The sequence below is a fragment of the Paenibacillus montanisoli genome, from assembly GCF_003268025.1.
Classification (GTDB): Bacteria; Bacillota; Bacilli; order Paenibacillales; family Paenibacillaceae; genus Paenibacillus_Z; species Paenibacillus_Z montanisoli.
This window is the reverse complement of record NZ_QLUW01000005.1, coordinates 325215-347796: the sequence shown is the minus strand read 5'-3', so window position 1 is coordinate 347796 and position 22582 is coordinate 325215. Positions and strand designations below refer to the sequence as shown.

Annotated in this window: 24 protein-coding genes; 18 read left to right on the top strand and 6 right to left on the bottom strand. The window is 58.4% G+C overall.

What is annotated here, in order from left to right; translation table 11 throughout:
- The first annotated feature begins 820 nt into the window (after nucleotides 1-820).
- The 7 genes from DL346_RS24210 to DL346_RS24180 all read left to right on the top strand — a co-directional run bounded on the left by DL346_RS24210 (nucleotide 821) and on the right by DL346_RS24180 (nucleotide 6781).
- Nucleotides 821-1426 carry a carbohydrate-binding family 9-like protein gene (locus DL346_RS24210; RefSeq protein WP_165822652.1) on the top strand — a complete coding sequence of 202 codons (606 nt, stop codon included), beginning with the start codon at nucleotides 821-823 and terminating at the stop codon, nucleotides 1424-1426.
- Between the two features lie 12 nt (nucleotides 1427-1438).
- Entirely contained in the window at nucleotides 1439-3091 is a 1653-nt protein-coding gene (locus DL346_RS24205; RefSeq protein WP_112884961.1) for a DUF4091 domain-containing protein, read from the top strand.
- A 113-nt stretch (nucleotides 3092-3204) separates the two neighbouring features.
- Complete coding sequence (rlmN, locus tag DL346_RS24200) at nucleotides 3205-4266, top strand: dual-specificity RNA methyltransferase RlmN (protein WP_112884960.1); 1062 nt, start codon at nucleotides 3205-3207, stop codon at nucleotides 4264-4266.
- A 129-nt stretch (nucleotides 4267-4395) separates the two neighbouring features.
- Complete coding sequence (locus tag DL346_RS24195; RefSeq protein ID WP_165822651.1) at nucleotides 4396-5253, top strand: AraC family transcriptional regulator; 858 nt, start codon at nucleotides 4396-4398, stop codon at nucleotides 5251-5253.
- A gap of 47 nt (nucleotides 5254-5300) precedes the next feature.
- Nucleotides 5301-5570 carry a hypothetical protein gene (locus DL346_RS24190; protein WP_112884958.1) on the top strand — a complete coding sequence of 90 codons (270 nt, stop codon included), beginning with the start codon at nucleotides 5301-5303 and terminating at the stop codon, nucleotides 5568-5570.
- A 149-nt stretch (nucleotides 5571-5719) separates the two neighbouring features.
- Nucleotides 5720-6199: a transcription elongation factor GreA gene (greA, locus tag DL346_RS24185; protein ID WP_112884957.1), complete on the top strand. Its 480-nt coding sequence runs from the start codon at nucleotides 5720-5722 to the stop codon at nucleotides 6197-6199.
- 207 nt (nucleotides 6200-6406) lie between these two features.
- Nucleotides 6407-6781: a hypothetical protein gene (locus DL346_RS24180; RefSeq protein WP_112884956.1), complete on the top strand. Its 375-nt coding sequence runs from the start codon at nucleotides 6407-6409 to the stop codon at nucleotides 6779-6781.
- Nucleotides 6782-6860: 79 nt separating this feature from the next.
- On the opposite strand, the gene DL346_RS24175 is transcribed toward DL346_RS24180, so the two are convergent.
- Nucleotides 6861-8099: a helix-turn-helix domain-containing protein gene (locus tag DL346_RS24175; RefSeq protein WP_112884955.1), complete on the bottom strand. Its 1239-nt coding sequence runs from the start codon at nucleotides 8097-8099 to the stop codon at nucleotides 6861-6863.
- Between the two features lie 128 nt (nucleotides 8100-8227).
- Between DL346_RS24175 and DL346_RS24170 the strand changes: the two genes are divergently transcribed.
- The gene (locus DL346_RS24170) at nucleotides 8228-9673 is read left to right on the top strand and encodes a DEAD/DEAH box helicase (protein WP_112884954.1); all 1446 of its coding nucleotides are present in this window, start codon (nucleotides 8228-8230) and stop codon (nucleotides 9671-9673) included.
- Between the two features lie 38 nt (nucleotides 9674-9711).
- On the opposite strand, the gene DL346_RS24165 is transcribed toward DL346_RS24170, so the two are convergent.
- Nucleotides 9712-10644 (bottom strand): NAD(P)/FAD-dependent oxidoreductase, encoded by a 933-nt coding sequence (locus DL346_RS24165; protein WP_112884953.1) that lies wholly within the window; start codon nucleotides 10642-10644, stop codon nucleotides 9712-9714.
- Nucleotides 10645-10742: 98 nt separating this feature from the next.
- Here DL346_RS24165 and DL346_RS24160 point away from each other — a divergent pair, with 98 nt between their 5' ends.
- Nucleotides 10743-11582 (top strand): MBL fold metallo-hydrolase, encoded by an 840-nt coding sequence (locus tag DL346_RS24160; RefSeq protein WP_112884952.1) that lies wholly within the window; start codon nucleotides 10743-10745, stop codon nucleotides 11580-11582.
- A gap of 72 nt (nucleotides 11583-11654) precedes the next feature.
- Here DL346_RS24160 and DL346_RS24155 read toward each other — a convergent pair whose 3' ends face one another.
- Both DL346_RS24155 and DL346_RS24150 read right to left on the bottom strand, forming a co-directional pair.
- On the bottom strand, nucleotides 11655-12488 hold the full coding sequence (locus tag DL346_RS24155) for a 1,4-dihydroxy-6-naphtoate synthase (protein WP_112884951.1): 834 nt from the start codon (nucleotides 12486-12488) through the stop codon (nucleotides 11655-11657).
- Between the two features lie 2 nt (nucleotides 12489-12490).
- The gene (locus tag DL346_RS24150; RefSeq protein ID WP_240633389.1) at nucleotides 12491-13306 is read right to left on the bottom strand and encodes a futalosine hydrolase; all 816 of its coding nucleotides are present in this window, start codon (nucleotides 13304-13306) and stop codon (nucleotides 12491-12493) included.
- A 174-nt stretch (nucleotides 13307-13480) separates the two neighbouring features.
- Between DL346_RS24150 and DL346_RS24145 the strand changes: the two genes are divergently transcribed.
- The 5 genes from DL346_RS24145 (at nucleotide 13481) to DL346_RS24125 (ending at nucleotide 17169) form a co-directional block, all read left to right on the top strand.
- Nucleotides 13481-14464: a quinone oxidoreductase family protein gene (locus DL346_RS24145; protein ID WP_112885094.1), complete on the top strand. Its 984-nt coding sequence runs from the start codon at nucleotides 13481-13483 to the stop codon at nucleotides 14462-14464.
- 89 nt (nucleotides 14465-14553) lie between these two features.
- Nucleotides 14554-14832 (top strand): hypothetical protein, encoded by a 279-nt coding sequence (locus DL346_RS24140; protein ID WP_112884949.1) that lies wholly within the window; start codon nucleotides 14554-14556, stop codon nucleotides 14830-14832.
- 169 nt (nucleotides 14833-15001) lie between these two features.
- On the top strand, nucleotides 15002-16612 hold the full coding sequence (locus tag DL346_RS24135) for a flavin monoamine oxidase family protein (protein WP_112884948.1): 1611 nt from the start codon (nucleotides 15002-15004) through the stop codon (nucleotides 16610-16612).
- A gap of 23 nt (nucleotides 16613-16635) precedes the next feature.
- On the top strand, nucleotides 16636-16845 hold the full coding sequence (locus tag DL346_RS24130) for a hypothetical protein (protein ID WP_112884947.1): 210 nt from the start codon (nucleotides 16636-16638) through the stop codon (nucleotides 16843-16845).
- A 21-nt stretch (nucleotides 16846-16866) separates the two neighbouring features.
- Nucleotides 16867-17169, top strand: coding sequence for a hypothetical protein (locus DL346_RS24125; RefSeq protein ID WP_112884946.1), 303 nt, complete (start codon nucleotides 16867-16869; stop codon nucleotides 17167-17169).
- A 1-nt stretch (nucleotide 17170) separates the two neighbouring features.
- On the opposite strand, the gene DL346_RS24120 is transcribed toward DL346_RS24125, so the two are convergent.
- Nucleotides 17171-17296 (bottom strand): DUF4023 family protein, encoded by a 126-nt coding sequence (locus DL346_RS24120; RefSeq protein ID WP_240633387.1) that lies wholly within the window; start codon nucleotides 17294-17296, stop codon nucleotides 17171-17173.
- Between the two features lie 179 nt (nucleotides 17297-17475).
- On the opposite strand from DL346_RS24120, the gene DL346_RS24115 reads away from it, so the two are divergent.
- Nucleotides 17476-18312 (top strand): sulfite exporter TauE/SafE family protein, encoded by an 837-nt coding sequence (locus tag DL346_RS24115; protein WP_112884944.1) that lies wholly within the window; start codon nucleotides 17476-17478, stop codon nucleotides 18310-18312.
- A gap of 95 nt (nucleotides 18313-18407) precedes the next feature.
- Here DL346_RS24115 and DL346_RS24110 read toward each other — a convergent pair whose 3' ends face one another.
- Nucleotides 18408-19649: a multidrug effflux MFS transporter gene (locus tag DL346_RS24110; protein ID WP_112884943.1), complete on the bottom strand. Its 1242-nt coding sequence runs from the start codon at nucleotides 19647-19649 to the stop codon at nucleotides 18408-18410.
- A 578-nt stretch (nucleotides 19650-20227) separates the two neighbouring features.
- Here DL346_RS24110 and DL346_RS24105 point away from each other — a divergent pair.
- Genes DL346_RS24105 through DL346_RS24095 form a run of 3 tightly spaced genes read left to right on the top strand, consistent with a single transcriptional unit; the run spans nucleotide 20228 to nucleotide 22509 of the window.
- Nucleotides 20228-21046: an amino acid ABC transporter substrate-binding protein gene (locus DL346_RS24105; RefSeq protein WP_112884942.1), complete on the top strand. Its 819-nt coding sequence runs from the start codon at nucleotides 20228-20230 to the stop codon at nucleotides 21044-21046.
- Nucleotides 21047-21061: 15 nt separating this feature from the next.
- Complete coding sequence (locus tag DL346_RS24100) at nucleotides 21062-21739, top strand: amino acid ABC transporter permease (protein WP_112884941.1); 678 nt, start codon at nucleotides 21062-21064, stop codon at nucleotides 21737-21739.
- A gap of 17 nt (nucleotides 21740-21756) precedes the next feature.
- The gene (locus DL346_RS24095) at nucleotides 21757-22509 is read left to right on the top strand and encodes an amino acid ABC transporter ATP-binding protein (protein ID WP_112885093.1); all 753 of its coding nucleotides are present in this window, start codon (nucleotides 21757-21759) and stop codon (nucleotides 22507-22509) included.
- The last annotated feature ends 73 nt before the right edge of the window (nucleotides 22510-22582 follow it).

Below are 22582 nucleotides of genomic sequence, written 5' to 3'. Positions count from 1 at the left end.
AAAGTAATACCAAGAGAGGTAGCGGTTACCGCACTTAGGCGGAAAAGCGGCGAAAGTAACACCAAGAGAGGTAACAGTTACCGCACATGGACTGAAAAGCGGCGAAGCAGCACCAAGAGGGGTAGCAGTTACCGTACACGGGCGGAAAAGCGGCGAAAGCAGCACCAAGAGAGGTAGCAGTTACCGCACATGGGCGGAAAAGCGGAGAAAGCAGCACCAAGAGAGGTAGCAGTTAGCGCACATAGGTGGAAAAGCAGCGAAAGCAGCACCAAGAGAGGTAGCAGTTACCGCACTTAGGCGGAAAAGCGGCGAAAGCAGCACCAAGAGAGGTAGCAGTTACCGTACATAGGCGGAAAAGCGGCGAAAGCAGCACCAAGAGGGGTAGCAGTTACCGCACATAGGCGGAAAAGCGGAGAAAGCAGCACCAAGAGAGGTAGCAGTTACCACACATGGGCGGAAAAGCGGCGAAAGCAGCACCAAGAGGGGTAACAGTTACCGCACATAGGCGGAAAAGCGGCGAAAGCAGCACCAAGAGAGGTAGCAGTTACCGCACATAGGCGGAAAAGCGGCGAAAGTAACACCAAGTGAGGTAACAGTTACCGCACATAAGCGGAAAAGCGGCGAAAGCAGCACCAAGAGAGGTAGCAGTTACCGCACATGGGTCCGGAAATGGCCGTCCGCAGCCAGAGATTCGGACCTGCGGACCAACTGGCGCCTACCTTCTCGGAATCGTCTAAATTTTACCCCTATAAGCTAAATCAATCGGGGAGGGGATTGGCTATGATGGGAGAAGTAGAAAGGTAGAAAGAGGTGGCTGAGGTTGGACCAAAGAGAGCAGCAAGTCTATGTGTGCAAGAAAGCAAGCGCTGAGGGCGAGATCAGCGGGGAATGGGTCGAGCTGCGTGACACGGTAAGCGCGGAGGCGCCGGCGGAATGGACGAAGGTCCGCTGCGGGTGGACGACCGATGCGCTTCTGATCCAGTTTCTTTGCGGAGACAGCCATATCGTCTCCGACTACACCGAGCGGGATGAGCCGCTGTACAACCAGGATGTCGTGGAGGTATTCATCGACGAGGCGGGCAGCGGTACGGGCTATCTGGAGCTAGAGGTGAGCCCGAGGAACGTCGTGTTTGACGCACGCATTGCCAATGACGGCAGCGGCACGCTTGGGATCGATACGAGCTGGGATATTGAAGGGCTGCACACGAACGTGAGCGAAGTGGAGGCCGGAGTGCGGCTGTACGACATTCGCGTACCGGCAGGCAGCTTCGCGCAGCCGCTTGAAGCCGGTCAGCGCTGGCGGGTTAATTTTTACCGAATTGATGAAAATCGCGCTGGCGTCCGGGAGTATCAGGCTTGGCAGCCGACGGGCTTGGTGAATTTTCATAAGCCGGATCGATTCGGCACGCTTCTATTCGAAAATTAAGGAGGAATTCAAATGGAGAATCGGAACGAAATCAAGCTGGAGACACGCTGCGTCAGCTCGCTGGCCAAAATTTTCGCGGAGGACACGGAGCTCCTTGAGCCCGCATACAAGAAGGGCAGCGCCCTCTGGGGCGAAGCATACGCCTTTCAAGTGGCATTCCGCAGCGATCGGCTGCTGAAGCATATCCAGGTTCAGGCAAAAACCGCTCTGCCGAACAGCTCGATCTCCGTCCGTTCGGTGGGGCTTGCGCCTTCCGAACTGCCGATCTATGAAGACCACGACAGCCGCATCTTCCAGTCTAAGCCCGGCCTATTCCCTGATCCGCTCTTCCCCGTGAAGGCCGATGAGGGCATCTCGGCGCTGCCGAACGTATGGCGCTCCGTTTGGATCACGGTAGAGGTGGAACGCGCCGATCAAGGCGGGACGTATCCGATCGAAGTCCGCTTCACATCTGCTGGAGGCGAGGCGATCGGCAGCGAAACGTTCGAACTGACCGTCATCCCGCGTGAACTTCCGGAGCAGAAGCTGATCCATACCGAATGGTTCCATTCCGATTGCATTGCAACGTACTATAACGTACCGGTGTTCAGCGAAGAGCACTGGGATTTGCTGGAGGCTTATATTAAGACGGCCGTGAAGCATGGCATCAACATGCTGCTGACGCCTCTTTTCACGCCGCCGCTGGATACCGCTGTCGGCGGCGAGCGCCCGACCGTGCAGCTGGTCGATGTCGAGAAGACGGGCGATCGATACGCATTCGGCTTCGATAAGCTGGATCGGTGGGCGGATCTCTGTCTGGCCGCGGGCATTCGCTACTTCGAATTTTCCCACCTCTATACCCAATGGGGAGCGAAGCACGCACCGAAAATCATGGCCGCAGAGAATGGGACGCACAAGCGGATTTTCGGCTGGGAAACGGAAGCCGCCGGCGAAGCGTACCGCAGCTTCCTCGGCCAGTTCGTGCCGGAGCTGCTGAAATGGGTGGAGAAACGCGGCCTTCAGCAGAAGGTGTACTTCCATATTTCCGATGAGCCGTACATGAATACCTTGGAAAACTACCGCTTGGCCAGCGACTTCCTGAGGCCGATGCTGAAAGGCTACCCGGTCATCGACGCTCTCTCGGATTTTGCCTTCTATGAGTCGGGTCTTGTACCCCGTCCGATTCCGGCGACCAATCATATCGAGCCCTTCCTGGAGGCGGGCGTCGCGGATTTATGGACGTATTATTGCTGCGGGCAGTACAAGGACGTAGCCAACCGGTTCTTCACTTTCCCGTCCGCCCGCAACCGGATCATCGGGGTGCAGCTGCACAAGTTCGGCATCACAGGATTCCTGCACTGGGGCTTTAATTTCTGGTTCAGCCAGTACTCGCGGAAGGCGATTGATCCGTTCGTTACGACCGATGCCGGCCACGCATTTCCTTCCGGCGATGCGTTCCTCGTTTATCCCGGAGAGGAAGGGCCGATTGAATCGATCCGCATGGAGGTCTTCTATGAAGCGCTGCAAGATATGAGAGCGTTCGCCCTGCTGGAAGAGCTGGGCGGCAAGGAAGAACTGCGGACGCTGATGGACGGCATTACGTTCAGCAGCTATCCCGAAGAGAGTGAATGGCTGCTTGCGCTGAGGGAAACCGTGAATCAGCGGATTGCCGCTTTCACCGAATAGGCTGGCCATGTAAGCGATCCGCCCTTGTGTTCGCCCCGGAATTTTGGGACAATACTAGTTAAAGTGTTCTAACGGGACGAAATTCATAGGGATTGAAATGAGGATAACGGATCATGCACAAACCATCCATCTACGGCTTCACATTCGACAAGCTGGCCGGCTGGCTTGCGGAGCGCGGACATAAACCATCGCGGGCGCGTCAGGTCTGGGATTGGCTGTACCGGAAGCGGGTCACGGCTTTCGCCGACATGACCGACGTGAACGCTGCTTGCCTTCAGCTATTGGAGGAGCACTTCGAGCTTCGGACGCTGTCCGAGCATACGAAGCAGGAGTCGGCTGACGGCACGGTGAAATTTCTGCTCAAGCTGCAGGACGGCAACCTGATTGAGACCGTGCTGATGCGGCATAAATTCGGGCTGTCCGTCTGCGTGACGACGCAGGTCGGCTGCAACATCGGCTGCAGCTTCTGCGCGAGCGGGCTGCTAGCCAAGAGCCGCGACCTGTCGGCAGGCGAAATCGTCGGCCAAATCATGAAGGTTCAGCTGTATCTGGATGCCGCGGGGCAAGAGGAGCGGGTCAGCCATATCGTCGTGATGGGCATCGGGGAGCCGTTCGACAACTTCGAAAACATGGTCGATTTCCTTGAAATCGTCAAGGATCATAAAGGGCTGGCGATCGGAGCAAGGCATATCACCGTCTCCACAAGCGGACTCGCGGACAAAATCGTCGAATTCACCGACCGCAATCTCGGCGTCAACCTGGCGGTATCGCTCCATGCGCCGAATGACGAGCTGCGCACGCGCATCATGAAGATTAACCGCGCCATTCCGATCGAGCCGCTGATGAAGGCGATCGATTATTATTTGAGCAAGAATAAGCGCCGCGTGACGCTGGAATATATTTTGCTGAGAGACGTCAATGACCGGATGGAGCATGCGCTCGAGCTGGCGGAGCTGATCGGCGACCGCCGCCCGATGGTGAACGTGAACCTTATCCCGTATAATCCGGTAGATGAGCACAGTCAGTACCAGCGCAGCGAGCAAGAATCGATCCGCGTCTTCTACGACACGCTCAAAAAGCAGTCCGTCAGCGTCAGCGTCCGGCTCGAGCACGGAACCGACATCGATGCGGCCTGCGGGCAGCTGCGCAGCAAGCAGATCAAAGCTTCCGTATAAACCGAACAACCATGAAGGCGTATCCCGCGAAAACAACCGGAGATGCGCCTTTTTTCATCCAACACCGCAAGAAAAGTCAGGTGCCGGATGCCGTCATGGCCTACCATTAGAGGCAAGGAGGTGATCCGAATGGAAAAAGACGACGAGCGGTATGCCGCGGTTTGGCGGACGGCCGCCTATGTGGAGGCGCATCTGCAGGAGGAGCTTCATCTGGAGGAGCTTGCCCGGATGGCGGGCTATTCCCCGTTTCACTTTCACCGGTTGTTCTATGCCTGCATGGGCGAGACGCTGTCGCAGTTCATTCGCGAGCGTCGCCTCGCGTATGCGGCGCGGAAGCTGAGGAGTTCGCGGCAATCCGGCACGGGAATCGGCTTCGATATCGGATATAACAGCCATGAGTCGTTCATCCGTTCGTTCATGAAGCGGTTCGGAGAGCCCCCGGAATCTCTACGAAGGAGAGCGTGTACGATGAGAGAGCCGAAACTGATCGAATGCCGGACGATGTATGTAGCAGGGGTCAAGTGCACGACGGATACGACAAAGGATCGCAATATTGCGCAGGCTTGGAAAGCGCTCAGCGGAATCTGGTCCGGGCTGCCGGGCAAGGCCGATGAACGGATCTGCTACGGGCTGGAGATCTACGACCCGCAATCGGCCGGCAGAGAGGGAGCGTTCGTCTATGTAGCGGGCACAGAGGTAGCAGACCCGGCGGGTCTTCCGGATGGCGCGCAGGCGTATGCCGTACCGGGCGGCCGGTATGCGGTCTTCACGCATATCGGCTCCACCGAGCTGCTCGGCGAGACATTCCGCTACATCTACGGCGAATGGCTGCCGGCCTCCGGGGAAGCGCTGCGCGGCTTGGACGATGCGGGCGGCAGCGGATTCGATTTCGAGCGCTACGACGAACGGTTCCGTGAAGGGCTTGCCGATTCCGAACTGGACATCTATGTGCCGCTGCGTCCAAGCGCCCCCGTGCCTTCCGAATAGGATAGCGTAGGAGCAAGCGACTACGCGATGAAAGAAGGATTCGGGAGATGGCGGGATTGAAAGCGAAGGATATCAGGAAAGAGAACCAGGTCTATTCGAGTCGGGTGGTTCGTTCGGAGTTCGACAGTAACTGGCGCGCGTTAATTGCCAGAAGCGGATATGTCGTGTACACGGCAACCCGAAACAACGCCAAGGTAACCGTCCTGCTCAGTACCGGGGCCTCTAAGCTGATTGTTTTTCCCAGGGGTGGGAAGGTGCTGGTGGGCGGCGGAGGAACGAGCCATTACAGCAAGCCGCACGCTGCCATCGACCTTTGACCGTCGCGCGCGTTTTTAACAATTTTTGCAAGGGCTGCCCTCTTATAGGGAGCTCTTTTTTTGTCAACAATTATTGAGGTGGGATCGAGGCGACGTATGGCCCCAAATCGGGTAAAATAGAGGTAATCCATGGAACGGGAGCGGTGAACATGTCCGGTGAAGAAATGATTCTGACCAAAGAAGGCTACGCCAAGCTGCAGGAGGAGCTCGACGATCTCAAATACGTGAAGCGCAAAGAGCTGGCCGAACGGATCAAGCTGGCTATCAGCTATGGCGATTTGAAGGAGAACAGCGAATATCACTCCGCGAAGAACGACCAGTCGTTCATGGAGACCCGGATTATAATGCTGGAGAAAATGCTGAATACCGCGCGCATTGTCGAGACGGACCCGAGCAATACGAATACGGTTCAAATCGGTGCGACGGTCGTCTTGAACGATGTGGAGTTTAACGAACGGATCGAGTACCAAATCGTAGCTCCCGCTGAGGCGGACGTTTCGGCGAATAAAATTTCGTACGAGAGCCCGCTTGGCAAGGAGTTGCTCGGGAAGAAGGTCGGAAGCAGGATCCAGGTCAATGCACCGATGGGTATTATCGAGTACGAGCTGCTAGAGATCAAAGCGCTCTAATCCGCGTACATAACATGCATCAAAGCTGCCGGGGCAATTGTCCCTAGGCGGCTTTTTTCATGCGGACAGCTGCCTCGCCGGCATCCGTCCCGTCCGGAAGACGGCTGAACAATGACAGGCTATCGCCTTCCATGGCAAGAGTACAGGCCACCTTGCTCGTTTGTGAATACGATGTGTTGTATTCCAAATCAGGAAGGAGCGAATACTTTGAAACGTAACTACTGGAATCAAATGATGCCGGTTGCCGGCGCGAACATGGGCCCAAGCAATGTTGCGGGCGCGAATATGGGCCCAAGCAACGTTGCGGGCGCAAACATGGGACCAAGCAACGTCGCTGGCGCGATGGACTTTATGCCGGACTGTCCGCCCCAAACAATCTATGATCAGCCGGAGACCGTATTAGAAGACGTTTACCATCCACAGCAAGTCAACGTCGTGCATCCTATCAATATCGTGAAGCAACATCACTGCTGCCCAGTATATAATCACTGCTACACGTATTCGGAGAAAGATGTCATGGTGTCGAGCGTAAAGCGCGGCAAACGTACTAGAACGTCCTCGAAAAGAAGCAAAAAAAGATAAGCCGCTAGAATGACCAAAAGACCCGCCGTACGGATAACCGTGCTGCGGGTCTTTTGCTGCCGGCGGGATGAGCCGGATGCTAGCCGATGGTACGTTCCCTCAGGAGCGAGCGGGCGACAAGCAGGGCGGCTTCGGTGTTGCCGGTGTCGGCATAATACTGAAACAGCTGCTTCTCCGACCGCTCGATCAGGAAGGCATAGCCGAATTTGCGGAAGACCGGAAGCGCCTCATCGCTTAGATAGCGGTAGTATTGAGCTTCTTCGCCGCGGATCAGATGAAGCAGCAGCGTGAAGAGCAGGATGAACAGTTTATCCTTGGCTGCCGAAGCGGACTTCAACCCTTCCTGCGTCAGTCTCTCCAGCTCGTCCTTCTCCAGCAGCTTGCCTTCGTAGCAGCTGCGGATATGGCCTTCTAAGGACAGGAGATAAGGCCTGGTGCGGGGCAGCTTGAGTTCCATGGACTGTTTATACAGCTTGCCCGACTTTACATACTCCTTGCGCCGGAAATACTCGAAGGCCAGGTTATGGACAACCTTCGCTTTCCGGTCCGGCGCATTGCACATATCACAGCTCTGGATTAAGTTCTCAAAGCGGGTGATCACTTCTTGAAAATTATGCCCGACGTCGTCTTTGACCTGGATGAGCATGATCATTTCCGCGTCGATGACCCGCAGGAAGCAATTGATGTCCTTGAAAAAATTGCGTGCCTTCTCGGCGCAGAAATAAGCCATCACCTCGGACATCAGCGTATGATAGGCAATGGCCATGTGGTGGTAATACTCAGGGTTATTGTATTCTTTCTCTTGAATCGTCTTCATCGTTTCGATCGCCTGCTGATAGTTATCCTGCGACAGATGATACATGCCTTCGATGTGTTTGAGCAGATTGCTTTCGAAGGGAGGCAGCCGCTCGGCCGTTTTACCGATCCGCTTGATGATCCGCAGCGCCTTGTCGGGCTCGATCTGCTGAAGCAGATACTTGGCCTGAAGCAGCAAATAAAGCGTCTCATACTCGGATATTTGCAGCAGCGCTTCCTGTTCAAGCTCCTCCTTGATGGCTTCCATCTCCGGCTTGATCTGCTTCACGATGGCGTCATGCCAGTCGTAAAGCCGTTGCTTGATGCGGCCGAATTTGGCGAGCTCGCGGTCCATGGAAATGCCGAGGCGCTCGCACAGCAAATCCAGCACCTCCTGCGAATAGTCGGTGATGCCGCGCTCGATCTTGCTGATATGGGTATCGGAGCAGATGCCCGTGCCCAGCTGATCTTGGGTCAGGTTCGCTTTTTCCCGGTAAAATTTGATGATCTTCCCCTCATGCATCGGGAGCCCCCCCTTTAAGCTGCATTACGGATACGTGATGGCATATGTAAAGCTATTGTACCAAAGTGGCGGCCGCTAGGTAAAATTGGGCTATAATAGAACGTATCAAACGGAAGAAGGAGTCTACTATGCAGGGCAACAGCTTTCATACCTATCCGCTCAGCGAGGACATTGTCCGCGCTTTAGACCAGCTTGGCTTTAAGGAGCCGACGCCGGTTCAGCGGGAAGTCATCCCGCAAGTGCTTGCGCAGCGGGACCTGACCGTCCGTTCCAAGACGGGCAGCGGCAAGACAGCCGCCTTCGGCATCCCGATCTGCGAGCTCGTGGAATGGGAGGAGAACAAACCGCAGGCGCTCGTGCTGACGCCGACGCGGGAGCTGGCCGGACAGGTGAAAGAGGACCTGATCGCGCTCGGCCGGTTCAAGCGCATTAAGGCGGTCGCCATCTACGGGAAGCAGCCATTCGCCCGGCAGAAGCTGGAGCTGCAGCAGAAGGTCCACATCGTCGCCGGCACGCCGGGACGGGTGCTCGATCATATTCAGCGCGGCACGATGGAGGTCAAACGGCTGCGCTATTTGGTTCTTGACGAAGCCGATGAGATGCTGAGCCGCGGCTTTATCGAGCAGGTGGATGCCATTCTGCAGGCGCTGCCCAAAAACCGCGTCACGCTGTTGTTCTCGGCGACGCTGCCGCCCGAAGTCGAGCGGCTATGCCAACGGTATATGAATAATCCAATAAGCGTCGAAATCGAGGCGGAGGGCGCGATGGCCGAAAAGGTCGTACATACGCTCTATATGGTGAACGAGGCGCAGAAGCCGGAGCTGTTGAAGGCGGTCACGACGATCCAAAACCCGGACAGCTGCATGATATTCTGCCGCATGCAGGAGACGGTGGACCAGGTAGCAAGGCTGCTTCGCCAAAACGGCTATCCCTGCGATAAGATCCATGGCGGCATGGAGCAAAATGACCGCTTCAGCGTTATGCACGCCTTCAGGCGTCGGGAGTTCCGCTACCTGGTGGCGACCGATCTGGCCGCCCGGGGCATCGATATCGACAAGATTACGCATGTAATCAACTATGACCTGCCGATGGACAAGGAAAACTTCGTGCACCGCATCGGCCGGACGGGCCGGGCCGGTCATAGCGGCATCGCCATTACGTTCGCTGCGCCCGGCGAGGACAAGTACCTCGCCGATATCGAGGGCTACATCGGCTTCGAGCTGCCGCGGGCGGAGCCGCCGAGCGCGGAGGAGGCCGCCTCGGCGAAGGCGGCGTTCGAGCGGAAGCTGCGCGCCGGAGCTGCCGTGCAGCCGGACAAACGGGAGCTGCTCAGCCGGGATATTACGAGGCTGTATTTTGGCGGAGGGAAGAAGAAGAAGCTGCGCGCGGTCGATTTCGTCGGGACGATCGCGAAGCTCGAGGGCATGACCGCGGAGGATATCGGGATCATCACGATCGAGGACAGCGCTACCTTCGTCGACATTTTGAACGGGAAAGGGCCGCTTGTGCTGCGCGCCATGAAGCAGACGACCGTGAAGGGGAAGCTGCTGAAGGTGCATGTGGCGAAGAAGTAATCGGACGGTTCAGGCTTTGCTTGGCGTTGAAGGTCCTGTTAGTCCTGCCGCATGCCGAGCAGCGTCTTATGGATCCAAATCGCCGCCTGGGCGCCTTCGCCCATCGCAATGGATACCTGCTCCGAATGAACGGCAACGTCGCCTGCGGCCCAGACGCCGGGAACGCTGGTCATTTTGCTGCGCGGGTCATTCCAGATATGGCTGTTCTCGTGCATCTTCGCGCCCAGCTGCTTGGCAAGCGATGATTTCACCTCATTGCCGCCATAAGCGACGAAAGCGCGCTCCGCTTCCAGTATGGTGCCGTCCGGCAGAATTACGCCATGGAAGTTGCCGTCGCAATCGGCGTTTACGCGGAGCTCGCGTTCATAGCGGTAAGCAATGGAAGCGGCCGCGAGCTGCTCCTGCATGGAGCCGCTTGCCGCTTGCCGCTGCTCGGCCGCCTGGTCGATGTACAGCAGCTTGTCGGTCCAAATCCGCAGCGTAAGCGCCATGCGCGCGCCGACATCGCCGGCTCCGAGTACGATTGTGCTGCGGCCTCGAATCTCGTAGCCGTCGCAGTCCGGACAGACGAATACGGTCAGCCCGAGGCAAGGCCGCAGCTCCGGATAGTCGGGCAGCCGGTCCATCACCCCGGTGGCGATCAGAAGCGTCTTCGCCTGATAAGCAGGAGCGCCCGGCTTGCTGCAGCGCAGCTCGAAGCCGCCGGGACTGCCCGGAATGGGACGAGCTTCCATGACGGTGTCCGTAACGACCTCGATGCCGTAAGCGGCCAGCTGAGAGCGCCCGGCTTGGCGCAGCGCGGTGCCGGACACGCCCTCGGGATAGCCGAGCAGGTTCCGGTAGCTCCGGCAAATGGCGGAGCGGCCGTCCCCCGCATCGATGACGAGCACGTTATGAATAGCGTAGCGGCCCAGCTGGATCGCGGCCTGAAGCCCTGCGATGCCGCCGCCGATGATGATGCAGTCCATCATGAGGAAAATGCCCCCTTGTCGCGTAACATATTTCAAGTGTGTCAGGTATGGGGACTTTCTATGTATTGCTAATGAATTCGAGAGATTGGAGAACCGGTATGATCAAACTGAAAGAAGGCCCGTTTACGCTGTTTGAGAGCGCGCTCTACAAAACGATGTCTGCCGTAATCGACCTAGGGGACGCCGTTCTCATCGTCGATCCGTGCTGGCTCCCGCACGAGGTCGAGGAGATTCGCGGGTACGCGGCCGATCTTGCAGGAGGAAGGAAGAACTATGTGCTGTTCACGCACTCCGACTATGACCACATCATCGGATACGGGGCGTTACCGGACGCGGAGGTGATCGCATCCGCCGCCTTGGCGGATAAGCGCGAAGAGGAGCGGGAAGCGATTTTGGAGCAGATCCGCGACTTTGAGGACAGCTACTATTTGGAGCGGGACTATGAGATTGCTTATCCAGTCGTTCAGCATCGGGTGGAACGGGACGGGCAAACGCTTCAGCTTGGGGATGCGAGGCTGACGTTTTATCTGTCGCCTGGACATAACGACGACGGCATCTATACCGTTGTGGAGCCGCTGGGCCTTCTGCTTGCCGGGGACTATTGGTCGGATATCGAGTTTCCGTACATCTATCACAGCAGCACGCTGTACGAAGAGAGCATCCGGAAGCTGGACGTGATGCTGGCTTCGCATTCGATCACGCGGCTGATTCCGGGACACGGCAATTCGACGATGGATAGGGGCGAGATGAAACGCCGTCAAACGGCTGATTTTGCTTACGTCGCAGCAATGCGTAAGGCTGTGCGCGAAGGGGATCAAGCCGCGATCGACGCACTAATCGACGGCTGTAAGTTCCCTCGCAATTTGCGGAAGTTTCACCGGGGGAATCAGGAGCTGTTCGAACGGGAATGGAAGGGCGATGCGCGGATCAAGGAATAAAAAAGAGGCTATCCCGGACGGCGGCAAGCTTGAAACTGCTTGCCTGCAACGGGATAGCCTTTTTTATGAGCGCTAGAGGCGAAGTTTGGCCAGGTCGAACGCAGGGACCAAGCCCTCCTTGGCGGCCCGTCCGAGCAGCGCTTCAACGGCTGCATAGCCGCTCTCGCCGAGATTGGCCGAGAAGTCGTTGACGTACAGCGCGATGTGCTGCTTGGCGACGTCCGGCGACATCTCTTGGGCGTGCTGCATGACATAAGCTGCCGATTCTTGAGGATGCGCCCATGCGTACTCGACGGAAGCGCTGATCCAAGCCGTCAGCGAAGCCGCGTCCAGCGACCTGCGGGCAATGATGGCGCCGAGCGGAATGGGCAGCCCGGTATCGGCCTCCCACCAGCTGCCGAGGTCGGCGAGCATGCTGAGCCCGTAATTCTGGTACGTGAAGCGGGCTTCATGGATGACGAGACCCGCATCGATGGCGCCGTCTCGGACGGCGGGCATGATTTCGTGGAACGGCATGACGACGATGTCCATGCCGCCCTCCGGAACGACTTGCGCCGCCCACAGGCGGAAGAGCAGGTAAGCGGTCGAGCGGTCGCTCGGAACGGCCACCTGTTTGCCTGCGAGCGCCGCGGGATTGCAGGCGGCGCCCTTCGTCAGCACGAGCGGACCGCAGCCGCGGCCAAGCGCGCCGCCGCAAGGCAGCAGCGCGTAGTCGTCCAGCACCCACGGCAGGGCGGCGTAGGAAATTTTCAATACCTCGGGGCCGGTATGGTTGGCAGCCCAATGGTTCGTAATATCGATATCGGCGTACGTAACATTAAACGCCGGGGCACCGGGAATGAGCCCGTGCACCAAGGCGTGGAAGACAAAAGTATCGTTCGGACATGGCGAGAATGCGATGTTCATGCTCACTCGAGCACCTCCTTTAGTATGGCGCAGCCGCGTTCGAGCGCCTGCAGCGCGTCGCCGATGCGCCACGCGTCGCGGTCGCGCGGGCCGACCGCGTTCGAGATCGCCCGCAGCTCCAGCACGGGCACGCCCATGTGCCGCGCAGCGGCGGCCACGCCGAAGCCTTCCATCGCTTCGGCCGCGGCCTCCGGCACCCGCCGCAGATGCTCCGCTGCTGTGGCGGCAGTGCCTGTTGCCGTGGTCACGGTGAGCACCGGCCCCGTGACGACCGGCAGTCCGGCCGCGCGAAGCGCCGCGGCCAAAGCGCCCGCCGTGCGGGTGCAGACCCCGGCGCGCGACGAGCCGAAGCCGAGCTCGTCGACGCTGGCGAAGCCGCCCGGGGTCTCGACCCCGAGGTCGGCGGCGATGAGCTCGTCCGCGACCACGAGCGCGCCCAGCGCGGCGCGGCCGGGAAAGCCGCCGGCGATGCCTGCGCTGACGACCAGGCGATAGCCGCCCGGTCGCTGCGCTGCTTCCGCCGAGGGCGGCATGCCAGCGCTGGGCGCGCTCGCGGCTGCACCGGCGCTGGCACCAGCGTTCGCACTGCCGCTCACCGCTCTGCCGCTCGTTTCGCTGCTCACCGGCTCTGCTCCGCCTTCCGCGGCCAGCGTTGCAGCCGTCACGGCCGCCGCCGCGGCAGGCCCGACGCCTGCCGCGATGACGCGGAACCGCGGATCGCCGCCGAGCCCGCGCAGCACCGCGTCGCGCTCAGCATCAACGGCGGTTACGATCAGGATTCGCCGCGTATCTTTTGTATCCCCGCTTGCTTGTACCACCGTCAACCATCTCCCCAGATCTCGCATTTTAACTTAGCCGAACCTTGCTCATATGGAGTATTGTATCACGTTTTTACACGAATCTCCTAAGAGCGGCCGCCTCGGCCCGACTTGAGACAAGGCTGCGGGAAGAGTAAGCTAGAAGGTAAATTCATATCCGAGGTGACGGACATCATGAAAGCGTTGGTTTTTCACTCATTCGGAGGACCGGAGGTACTGGCCCTTCAAGAGATCCCGGACCCGCCGCTTGCAGCGGGCTCGGTGAAGGTGCGGATGCGCGCCATCGGCCTCAATTATGCGGATATCTATCGGCGCCGCGGCAATTACCATCTGGTGGGCCAGCCGCCTTTCATCCTAGGCTATGAAGGAGCGGGCGTCGTCGAAGAGGTGGCGCCTGACGTAGCGGGCATCCAGGTCGGCGACCGCATCGGGTTCGCGGATGCGCCGCATGCCAACGCCGAAATCGTAGCCGTTCCCGCCGATCGGGCCATTAAGCTGCCCGAGGGAATCGGCTTTGAAGCCGCCGCTTCGGTTCTGCTGCAGGGACTGACGGCGCATTATCTCGTGAACGACAGCTATGCCGTGAAGCCGGGCGACAGGGTGCTCGTTCATGCCGCGGCCGGCGGCGTCGGCCAACTGCTCATTCAACTCTGCAAGGCCAAGGGGGCCAAGGTCGTCGGGCTTACCTCTAGCAGCGCGAAGCGCGAGATGGCGCTGGCAGCCGGGGCCGACGAGGTGTTACTTTATAATACCGACTGGGTGAGCCGCGTCCTGGAATGGACCTCGAAGATCGGCAGCGGCGCAGAGGCGGGGGCGGATGTCGCGTACGACTCCGTAGGCTCCACCCTAATGGACAGCTTCCGCAGCGTTCGGACGAAAGGGCACGTCGTCTTCTTCGGCATGGCCGGCGGCGATCCGGCCCCGGTCGATCCGCGTATGCTGATGGATACGAGCAAAACGTTGACCGGCGGCGATCTGTGGAACCACGTCACGACGGCCGAGGAGCGGCGCAAGCGGGGACAGGAGCTTTTCACCGCGATGCTGGAGGGCCAGCTGCGCTTGCAGCCGCCGAAAACTTTCCCGCTCGCTGACGGAGCGGAAGCGCACCGCTACTTGGAGAGTCGGGCCAGCACGGGCAAAATCCTCCTGATTCCGTAGCGTCCCGATTTTGAGAAACGGTTCGCGGCTGTGCTACAATATAGTCTGATGTTCCAAAATGAACCATAACGAGTAGGAGCTGACCTTACGTGAGCGAAGAGATCAATATGCAGGAGCTTGTCCAGTTCATTGCCGGCAAAACGGGTGCTGCGCCAAGCAGCATCGAGCTAGTGCTGAAGCATGAGCAAACGTTCATCAACAACGCGCAAGAGGACAAGAACGGCGACGTGAATATCGACAGCGACGAGCTGGTGGATTATATTTTGAGCCGTCCCGGCTTGAAGCTGGACGAGCCGACGGTGGAAACGATTTTGGATGCGGAAATGGATTATTTAATGGATAAGGGCATCGCCGGTTACATCGACTGATCCCTCCAAGCACAAAGGCCCGTAACTCTTCGATGAAGAGCTGCGGGCCTTTTTGGCATGCGCGAAAAAATCTGGGAACCACGCCATAGTGCCGTTTCCTCTTCTTCGCCGGCTGCACATACATAGTACTAGATTAATAGTTGTGGACCATTCCATTAAGGAGGATCGTATGCCTCATACCGCGTTGGCCCTATTATTCAAAGAGATGTATGTCGTCATCGAAGAAGCGAATCAGAGAAAAGTTCCTTTTGAACAAGTGATTTACGAATGGAAACGAAAAGCCGCCCATCCGCTCGCCCACCCCCCTTCATCGCCGGTTTTGTCCCATTTTCCGTCCGGAGTGTCCGCTTTCTCCTCACCCCCCGCAGCGCAGATCGCCATCGTCGGCGCAGGCCTTGCCGGTTTGACCTGTGCCTATCGGCTGGAGCAGGCAGGGCTTGAGCCCATCATCCTTGAAGCCGATCATAAAAAAATCCCCGGCCGCATCGATACGCGCCGCGGCGCGTTCGCCGAAGAGCAGTCGATCGAACGCGGCGGCATGCTGATCGATACCGGTCATTACGCGCTGCGCAGGCTGATCGAGGAGCTGGGTCTGACGCTGAATGATTTGATCGCGGCAGAGGCGGATGATACGGAGCCTTGCTATTATTTTGACGGGAAGCCATACACGTTTGGGGACGCTACAAGAGACTTTCAGGCGGTGGTGCCGAAGCTGAACGAGGATTTGAAAGCGGCGGGCTTCCCGACGCGATATAACCGGTTCACGCCGCGCGGACAGGAGCTTGACCGCATGTCGGTCGTCGATTGGATCGAAGAAAGCGTGCCTGGCGGGAAGGACTCGAAATTCGGGCGGCTGATCGATATCGCATGCAATATCGAGTACGGCGCGGAGTCATCGCAGCAGAGCGCATTGAATTTTCTCTATCTGCATGATCATGTCCCGGATGGGGAGCGGTTCAGTCCGTTCGGCGTATCGGATGAGCGTTTCCATGTGCGTGGCGGCAACGATCAAATCGTGCGGAGGCTGATGGACAGGCTAGCGCCCGGTGCGCTGCTGCGCGGACGGAGGCTGATTGCCATAGCGGAGGAAGCCGGCGGCTCCGGCTACCGGCTCACCTATCAGGACCGTGATGGCACGCATGAGACGAAGGCGGACCATGTCGTGCTTACGATTCCGTTCTCGATCCTGCGCAGCTCGGTCGATTTCAGCAAGGCAGGCTTTCGTCCGCTGAAGATGACGGCAATCGAGGAGTTGGGCATGGGGGCGAACAGCAAGCTGCACCTGCAGTTCATTGACCGCTATTGGCATGCGGCGGGGTGCAACGGCGATACGATCGCGGACAGCGGGTATCAAAATACATTCGACGTGACGCGCGGCCAGCCTGGCACCTCCGGTATTTTGGTCGATTACACGGGAGGCCATGTCGCGGAGGGGATGAATTTCGGCTCGCTGCCGGAGCGGGCGCAGCAGTTTCTTCGTCAGCTGGAGCCGGTCATGCCTGGCATTACCCAGCGCTGGAACGGCAAAGTTACCCGCGATTATTGGCCGGGCAATCCGTTCTCGCTTGGCTCGTATGCGTACCGCAAGGTAGGGCAGTACACCAAGTTCACCGGGATCGAGGAGGAGTGCGAAGGCCGGGAGGGCCGCTGCCATTTTGCAGGGGAGCACACTTCCGTGGTGTACCAGGGCTACATGAATGGCGCCGTCGAAAGCGGCGAACGCGCCGCTGCCGAAATTATCGCGGCACTGCAGGCGGAGCGAGGCGCGGATACGGGGTAGCGGGAGAGGACACGGTCCGCTAGGTGGTGGCGGCCAATGACTCGCGGGCGTTGGACTGCGGCCTGCGGTTGGCGGCTGAAATGCCCGAGCACTATGGCGGGAACGCGGGAACGAGCAAAGAGGAGCTTCAAAAGCACTACATTGGCGTGAGTTTGGCGGAAACGAGTAAAGAGGTGTTCCAGGAGCACTACATCGTCGTGAGTTTGGCGGTAACGAGCAAAGAGGAGCTCTAGGAGCACTAAATTGGTGGAGATATGGCGGGAACGAGCAAAGAGGTGCTCCAGGAGCACTACATTGGCGGAGATATGGCGGGAACGAGCAAAGAGGTGCTCCAGGAGCACTACATTGGCGTGAGTTTGGCGGAAACGAGTAAAGAGGTGTTCCAGAAGCACTACATTGGCGTGAGTTTGGCGGTAACGAGCAAAGAGGAGCTTCAGGGGCACTACATTGGCGGAGATTTGGCGGGAACGAGCAAAGAGGAGCTCCAGGAGCACTACATTGACCACAAAACAAGAGGCGGAGCAGTCCAAAACCTGCTCCGCCTCCTGCTCGTCTGAGTTACTTGTTAGTGCTGTGCTGCTTGTTGGCCAGTTGCTTCCCCGGGGAGCCTTTACCCTGCCGGTGCTTATTGCTTTCGGCTTTTGCCTGCGTATCGTGCAGCTTGTTTATGAAGTTCTGATCCACGTGATAACCTCCTTCTGAATGGACTCCCATAGTCTTCCCGCAGCAGCATCAAACATGCAGGAATCCCCCGTTTTACGCAGGCTTTGCGCCGCTGGCGTAGGTCTAACCGGAGGACGCCTTATTTCTGTATAATGGGAGAGGAAACGCTCACTTCACGAAACGAGGTACTTATAATAGCTATGCTTCAACCAGATGCTTTGTTATGGGACATTCCCACGCTGCTGCTGCTATTCGCGCTTGGGCTGATCGCTTCGACCTTCGGTGCGATCGTCGGCCTCGGAGGCGGCGTGATCATCGTGCCCGCGCTGCTGCTGCTCGGCCCGTCTATGCTGGGCATGACGATCGATACCGCGATGGCGGTCGGCGTCTCGCTCGGCGTTCTCGTATTTACGTCGCTGACATCGACGCTCACGTTTATGAAGGAACGCAAAACCGATCTGCGCTGCGCGCTGTTCTTCTCGCTCTCGAGCGCCCCGATGTCCATGGTCGGAGCGAGCTTGACCTCGCTGTTTCACCCGGAGGCTTTCCGGCGGGCATTCGGCGTGTTCATGCTGTTCATGGTCGTGCTGCTCCTGCTTCGCCACCGGATGAAACCGTTCAGCGGGACTTGGCGTTATGTCCGCACCTTTACTGATCCCAGCGGCTCAGAGCACCAGTATGGCTACAGCCTGCTTCCGGCTCTTTTGATCGGCGGAGCGGTCGGCCTGATCTCCGGCCTGCTCGGCATTGGAGGCGGCGTGCTGCTGATCCCTGCCATGGTGCTGCTCTTTCGGTTTCCGCCGCACATAGCGACGGCAACCTCCATGTCGGTCATCCTGGTTTCCGCGCTCTTCGGCAGCGGCATGCATCTGTATCGCGGCGAGTGGGATTGGCAGCTCGTGCTGCCGCTTGCCCCCGGAGCGCTGCTGGGCGGTTATCTCGGCGCGATCGTCTCCCGCCGTATCGGCAGCAAGATGCTAATCCGCATTATGTGCGCGGCGCTCGCCTTTTTTGCTTTGCGGATGATTTTGACGTAACTCCATAATGAGGCTTAAAAGCAGGTATTCGGTACATGAAAAAATCCCCTTATCCGGGCGGGGCAGCGTGAAGGCTGCCCGCTGGATGAAGGGGATTATTTTTTGGCTGCCGCGGCGGTTGCCGCTGCCGTCGCTTTGCCGGCCAGCAGCAGGAAAATCAGCAGCGCGAGGCATTCGAGTGCAGCGATGATCACGCCCATTGGAATGGCGGTACCGCTGCCGGCTATGCCGACAAACGGCGCAACGATGGAGCCGAACAGCTGCGACATCAGCCCTTGCAGGGCGGATGCGCTGCCTGCGGCTCGGCCTTGATTGCGCATGGCGAGCGAGAAGCCCATCGTGGTGACAATCCCGATGCTCGAAACCACGAAGAATAGCGGAATTAGGACAAGCAGCAGCGGCGCATGGATAAGCAGCATAAGCAGCAAGGCGACGCCTCCTGCCGTGGCTAGTCCCAGCCCGGTGAGGAAGAGCTTCGTCTCGTTTACGCGATCCGCCAGGCGGCCGGCCGTTTGGCTCGCGAGGATGATGCCGAGGCCGTTGATCGCAAAGCAAAGGCTGAAGGTTTGCGGCGATACGCCGTACACCTCCTGCAGCACGAACGGCGAGCCGGAGATGTAGGCGAACAGTGCCGCCATGACAAATCCTTGCGCGAGCGCGTAGCCCATGAACGTCCGATCGCTCAACAATCGGCGGAACGTTGCCAAGGTGTTTTTGATGCCGCCTTTTGCTCTGCGGCTGGCAGGCAGCGTTTCCGGCAAGCCGAACAGCACCGTTAGAAACATGATCAGTCCGATTGCGGCGAGAACGACAAACACCCCGTGCCACGTCGTGAAGCGCAGCAGTTGGCCGCCGACGATCGGGGCGGCGATCGGCGCGACGCCGTTAACCAGCATGAGCAGCGAGAAAAACTTGGTCAGCTCCGGCCCGGCGTACAAATCACGCGCGATAGCTCGGGCGATTACAATGCCTGCGGCGCCGGCCAACCCTTGCACGAACCGCAGCGCGATAAAGGTGCCGATCGTAGGCGCAAACGCGCATAGCAGCGAGGATGCCGTGTACAGCAGCAGCCCGATGAGGAGCGGCTTGCGGCGGCCGCGAACGTCGCTGATCGGGCCAGCGAACAGCTGCCCCAGCGCGAGCCCAATCAGGCAAGCTGTCAGGCTGAGCTGCGTGAGCGAGGTGCCGGTGTTCAGATCATCCGCGAGCTTAGGAAGGGCGGGCAAATACATATCGATTGACAGAGGCGCGAATGCGCTCAGCGAGCCGAGCACCGCCGCCGTCCAAAGCCGCCTGGACCGCGACATAGCGGCGGCTTCGCCGGTCATGAGGTTCATAGTTGCTGGTTCCTTTCTTCTGACGTGTGTAGAAAGCTCAATTCAATTATAGTACACCCCCCTGAGCTGTCAAAGAACGGGCAGCGGGCGGCCGCCCACCGTCGGTGCTCGCCATTGGTTCACTAATGTGTTGCACGAGGTGCGCCATTTCCACTACAATCTCGCCACAGAGAGGAAGTAGATTCAAACCGCCCAAGAGAGGAACGAGTTACCGCACATGAGCCCAAAACGGCCGCAGCCCCGCCCAAGAGAGGAACGAGTTACCGCACATGAGCCCAAAACGGCCGCAGCCCCGCCCAAGAGAGGAACGAGTTACCGCACAAGAGCCCAAAACGGCCGCAAACCGTCCAAGAGAGGAACGAGTTACCGCACATGAGCCCAAAACAGCCGCAAACCCGCCCAAGAGAGGAACCAGTTACCGCACATGAGCCCAAAACGGCCGAAGACCCGCTCAAGAGAGGAACGAGTTACCGCACATGAGCCGCGCTACGCCGCTCCACGCCAGTTCTGGAGGAATGAACCAATCTGAAAGTCCGCATACTACTCTCAAAGTTTCTATATTGGGGGGAATTGCAAAGATGACAGGCACAAACCGCTTCTATTTCGCGCTCGCTGCGACCGCGCTGCTGGCTTTCAATCTGTCGGCATGCGGCAAGCAGGAGTCGGGCAACGAGGCAAATGCACCGGGTAAAGCGACTTTGCTTGAAACGATCAAGTCCAACGGAGAGATTACGATTGGCACCGAAGGAACCTATGCTCCGTTCACTTTTCATGACAAGGACGGGAAGCTGACCGGCTTCGACGTCCAAATTGCCGAGGAGGTCGCCAAGCGGCTCGGGGTGAAAGCCAAATTCATTGAGACAAATTGGGACGGCATGCTGGCCGGGCTCGATGCGGGCCGCTACAATATGGTGGCGAACGAGGTAACGATCAAGGATGACCGCAAGGCGAAATACGACTTTTCCGATCCGTACATCGTTTCCAAAGCGGTGCTGATCGTGCAGGAGGGCAACACGGACATCAAGAAGCTGGCAGACTTGAAGGGCAAAAAATCCGGGCAGTCGTTGACGAGCAATCTTGCCGACATCGCGAAGGCAAACGGCGCGGAGATCGTTCAGATCGATGGCTTCAACCAGGCGATCGACCTGCTGACTTCGAAGCGGATCGATGCCACGATTAACGACGAGTTGAGCTTCCTAGATCTGAAGAAGCAGCGTCCGGACGTGCCGATCAAAGTGGTCGACGAGACGGAGAGCGCGTCGGAGAGCGGCCTGCTGTTCCAGAAAGGCAATGCGGATCTGGTCAGCGCCGTCAATAAGGCGCTCGCCGATATGAAAGCGGACGGCACCTATCTGAACATATCCAAAACGTATTTCGGCGAGGATGTGTCGAAGTAAAGGCGGTAAGTCATCATGAGCGATCGCACAGAGCGTCTGCTGCACATCTTTATCGAATCCTTCATGCCTCTGCTGAAGGCGGGGCTTCTCTTCACCGTGCCGCTTACGCTGATCTCGTTCGCGCTCGGCCTTGCACTGGCGATTGCGACCGCGCTTGTGCGGCTGTCGGATTTCCGCGCGCTGGCTGAGCTGGCGCGCTTCTATGTGTGGATAATCCGCGGCACTCCGCTGCTGGTGCAGCTGTTCATTATTTTCTACGGGCTGCCGAGCATCGGCATTACGATCGATGCCTTTCCCGCGGCGGTCATCGGCTTCACGCTCAGCGTGGGCGCATACGGCTCCGAAATTATCCGCGCCGCGATTATTTCGATACCGCGCGGGCAATGGGAGGCCGCTTACTCGCTTGGACAGACGCGGCTAACGACCCTGCGCCGGATCATCCTGCCGCAAGCCGCGCGGGTGTCCGTCCCGCCGTTATCCAATTCGTTCATCAGCCTCGTGAAGGACACCTCGCTGGCGGCGACGGTAACGTTAACGGAGATGTTCCGGAAAGGGCAGGAAATAACGGCGACGGTCTACGAGCCCTTGCTCATCTATTGCGAGGTTGCCTTAATCTATTTGATGCTGTGCACCGTACTATCCGCGCTTCAGCATAGGCTGGAGCGTTACTACGAACGTTATCACGCCAAGTAGGGAGCGTACCGATTATGATGCTTGAGGTTCAAAATCTAACGAAGTCGTTCGGAGACGCCTCCGTTCTGAATGGCATCGATCTGCAGCTGGAGCAGGGCCATGTTCTCGTGATCATTGGCCCGTCCGGCTCCGGCAAATCGACGCTGCTGCGCTGCTTGAACGTTCTGGAGACGCCCACCTCGGGCACGATCGCGATTGGCGCGCAGCGCATTCGCTTCGAGCCCGGCAGCAAGCCGAAGCATGCCGAAGTGCTGTTGCTGCGCCGCCAGACGGGGATGGTCTTTCAAGCCTATCATCTGTTCCCCCATATGACCGCGCTTCAGAACGTGATGGAGGGCCAGATTACCGCTTTGCGCCGCACGAAGACAGAGGCCGAGACGAGAGCGCTCTCGCTGCTCGAGAAGGTGGGGTTAACGGATAAAGCCGATGCTTATCCGCACCAGCTCTCCGGCGGCCAGCAGCAGCGGGTTGGCATCGCGAGGGCGATGTCCATCGATCCGAAGCTGCTGCTATTCGACGAACCGACCTCGGCGCTCGATCCCGAGCTTGTGCGGGAGGTGCTAAAGGTAATCCGTCAATTGGCAGCGGAAGGCCGTACGATGATAATCGTCACGCATGAAATGAGATTCGCCCGCGATGTCGCTGACCGCATTATGCTGATCGATGATGGCGTAATCGTCGAAGAAGGCCCACCCGAGCAATTATTTGGCAGCCCTCGGCACGAGAGAACGCGGCAGTTTCTATCGAAATTGTCTGAAAATTATAACTAATAATGGATCGATTGGTATTTATTTATAGTTGAAAGCCCCGTCCTGTCTAAGGACGGGGCTTTTTGACGTGCAA

Bases quoted from the DNA above. Each gene is read 5' to 3' on its own strand.
- DL346_RS24125 (WP_112884946.1), top strand. From the start codon at position 16,867: ATGGCGGGAACGAGCAAAGAGGTGCTCCAGGAGCACTACATTGGCGGA.
- DL346_RS24095 (WP_112885093.1), top strand. From the start codon at position 21,757: ATGCTTGAGGTTCAAAATCTAACGAAGTCGTTCGGAGACGCCTCCGTT.
- DL346_RS24100 (WP_112884941.1), top strand. From the start codon at position 21,062: ATGAGCGATCGCACAGAGCGTCTGCTGCACATCTTTATCGAATCCTTC.
- DL346_RS24195 (WP_165822651.1), top strand. From the start codon at position 4,396: ATGGAAAAAGACGACGAGCGGTATGCCGCGGTTTGGCGGACGGCCGCC.
- DL346_RS24190 (WP_112884958.1), top strand. From the start codon at position 5,301: ATGGCGGGATTGAAAGCGAAGGATATCAGGAAAGAGAACCAGGTCTAT.
- DL346_RS24170 (WP_112884954.1), top strand. From the start codon at position 8,228: ATGCAGGGCAACAGCTTTCATACCTATCCGCTCAGCGAGGACATTGTC.
- greA (WP_112884957.1), top strand. From the start codon at position 5,720: ATGTCCGGTGAAGAAATGATTCTGACCAAAGAAGGCTACGCCAAGCTG.
- DL346_RS24110 (WP_112884943.1), bottom strand. From the start codon at position 19,649: ATGAACCTCATGACCGGCGAAGCCGCCGCTATGTCGCGGTCCAGGCGG.
- DL346_RS24175 (WP_112884955.1), bottom strand. From the start codon at position 8,099: ATGCATGAGGGGAAGATCATCAAATTTTACCGGGAAAAAGCGAACCTG.
- DL346_RS24205 (WP_112884961.1), top strand. From the start codon at position 1,439: ATGGAGAATCGGAACGAAATCAAGCTGGAGACACGCTGCGTCAGCTCG.
- DL346_RS24145 (WP_112885094.1), top strand. From the start codon at position 13,481: ATGAAAGCGTTGGTTTTTCACTCATTCGGAGGACCGGAGGTACTGGCC.
- DL346_RS24155 (WP_112884951.1), bottom strand. From the start codon at position 12,488: ATGAACATCGCATTCTCGCCATGTCCGAACGATACTTTTGTCTTCCAC.
- DL346_RS24105 (WP_112884942.1), top strand. From the start codon at position 20,228: ATGACAGGCACAAACCGCTTCTATTTCGCGCTCGCTGCGACCGCGCTG.
- DL346_RS24115 (WP_112884944.1), top strand. From the start codon at position 17,476: ATGCTTCAACCAGATGCTTTGTTATGGGACATTCCCACGCTGCTGCTG.
- DL346_RS24160 (WP_112884952.1), top strand. From the start codon at position 10,743: ATGATCAAACTGAAAGAAGGCCCGTTTACGCTGTTTGAGAGCGCGCTC.
- DL346_RS24135 (WP_112884948.1), top strand. From the start codon at position 15,002: ATGCCTCATACCGCGTTGGCCCTATTATTCAAAGAGATGTATGTCGTC.
- DL346_RS24165 (WP_112884953.1), bottom strand. From the start codon at position 10,644: ATGATGGACTGCATCATCATCGGCGGCGGCATCGCAGGGCTTCAGGCC.
- rlmN (WP_112884960.1), top strand. From the start codon at position 3,205: ATGCACAAACCATCCATCTACGGCTTCACATTCGACAAGCTGGCCGGC.